Below are 2393 nucleotides of genomic sequence, written 5' to 3'. Positions count from 1 at the left end.
GCCCAGTTCGACTTGATCATGGAGCCCATGCGGTTGCCGGACTGCCGAGCGTTGGCCGACTTCAGGGGGGTGAACTCGGCGTCACCGTGACCTGAACACGGTGACGCCGCTGCAGTTTGTGGCCGAAAACAGCCGACGCCTCCGCCTGTGCGGGGGCGTTTTTGTGTCCCCGTCGCCTTGAGTGGAATAGACTCAACTTTGTGCACGCTGACTGAGTCAGCATGGGAGACCCGTAAGAACTTGCAAGGACTCGCAAGGAGGAGAACGCGAACGTGGACGCAGAGCTGACCAACCGGAGCCGGGACGCGATCAACGCGGCCAGCAACCGGGCCGTGACCGAGGCGCATTCCGACCTCACCCCCGCCCACCTGCTCCTCGCTCTGCTCCAGGGGCAGGAGAACGAGAACATCACCGACCTGCTCGCCGCCGTCGACGCCGACCAGGCCGCCGTCCGGGCCGGCGCGGAGAAGCTGCTGGGCGCGCTGCCCAGCGTGACCGGCTCCACCGTCGCGCCGCCGCAGCCCAACCGGGAGCTGCTCGCGGTCATCGCGGACGCGGCCGAGCGGGCCAAGGAGCTCGGCGACGAGTACCTGTCCACGGAGCACCTGCTCATCGGGATCGCCGCGAAGGGCGGCGCGGCCGGTGACGTACTGTCCGGGCAGGGGGCCACCGCGAAGAAGCTGCAGGAGGCCTTCCAGAAGGCGAGGGGAGGGCGCCGGGTGACCACGGCTGACCCGGAGGGCCAGTACAAGGCGCTGGAGAAGTTCGGCACGGACTTCACCGCGGCCGCGCGGGAGGGGAAGCTCGATCCCGTCATCGGCCGCGACCAGGAGATCCGGCGGGTCGTGCAGGTGCTGTCCCGTCGTACGAAGAACAACCCGGTCCTGATCGGTGAGCCCGGCGTCGGCAAGACCGCCGTCGTCGAGGGGCTCGCCCAGCGGATCGTCAAGGGCGATGTGCCCGAGTCCCTCAAGAACAAGCGGCTGGTCGCCCTCGACCTGGGCGCGATGGTCGCGGGCGCCAAGTACCGCGGCGAGTTCGAGGAGCGGCTCAAGACGGTGCTGGCGGAGATCAAGGACTCCGACGGCCAGATCATCACGTTCATCGACGAGCTGCACACCGTCGTGGGCGCCGGCGCGGGCGGGGACTCCGCCATGGACGCCGGCAACATGCTGAAGCCGATGCTCGCGCGCGGCGAACTGCGCATGGTCGGCGCGACGACGCTGGACGAGTACCGCGAACGCATCGAGAAGGACCCGGCGTTGGAGCGCCGCTTCCAGCAGGTGCTGGTCGCGGAGCCGTCGGTCGAGGACACGATCGCGATCCTGCGCGGGCTCAAGGGCCGCTACGAGGCCCACCACAAGGTGCAGATCGCGGACAGCGCGCTGGTCGCCGCGGCCACCCTCTCCGACCGCTACATCACCTCCCGCTTCCTCCCCGACAAGGCCATCGACCTGGTCGACGAGGCGGCCTCCCGCCTCCGCATGGAGATCGACTCGTCCCCCGTCGAGATCGACGAACTCCAGCGTGTGGTCGACCGGTTGAAGATGGAGGAGCTGGCGCTGGAGAAGGAGACCGACCCGGCCTCCCGGGACCGCCTGGAGAAGCTGCGCCGCGACCTCGCCGACAAGGAGGAGGAGCTGCGGGGGCTGACCGCGCGCTGGGAGAAGGAGAAGCAGTCCCTCAACCGCGTCGGTGAACTCAAGGAGAAGCTCGACGAGTTGCGCGGCCAGGCCGAACGGGCCCAGCGCGACGGCGACTTCGACACCGCGTCCAAGCTGCTGTACGGCGAGATCCCCACGCTGGAGCGGGACTTGGAGGCCGCCTCGGAGGCCGAGGTGGAGGCCTCCCGGGACACCATGGTCAAGGACGAGGTCGGCTCCGACGACATCGCGGACGTCGTCGCCGCCTGGACCGGCATCCCGGCCGGCCGCCTCATGGAGGGCGAGACGCAGAAGCTGCTGCGCATGGAGGACGAGCTGGGCAAGCGCCTGATCGGCCAACGGGAGGCAGTGCAGGCGGTGTCGGACGCGGTACGGCGCACGAGGGCCGGCATCGCGGACCCGGACCGCCCGACAGGCTCGTTCCTCTTCCTCGGCCCCACGGGCGTAGGCAAAACGGAACTCGCCAAAGCCCTCGCCGACTTCCTCTTCGACGACGAGCGGGCGATGGTCCGCATCGACATGTCGGAGTACGGCGAGAAGCACAGCGTGGCCCGCCTGGTCGGCGCCCCGCCCGGCTACGTCGGCTACGAGGAGGGCGGCCAGCTGACCGAGGCGGTGCGGCGGCGCCCGTACAGCGTGGTGTTGCTGCAGTCGAACGCCCTCGACACCGAGAACTAGGACTCGCTGCTCAACACCGTGAAGGGCGCGACCGCCGCGCTGTACAACTAC

At 69.3% G+C, this 2393-nt stretch carries 1 pseudogene; it reads left to right on the top strand.

What is annotated here, in order from left to right:
* Positions 1–272: 272 nt before the first annotated feature.
* Positions 273–2312: pseudogene (locus ACWDR3_RS47620) on the top strand (ATP-dependent Clp protease ATP-binding subunit); the annotation flags it as partial.
* Positions 2313–2393: the final 81 nt, after the last annotated feature.

This window comes from Streptomyces sp. NPDC001002 (assembly GCF_053599215.1).
The sequence above is the reverse complement of the archived record's forward strand: the minus strand, read 5'-3'. Positions and strand labels throughout refer to the sequence as shown.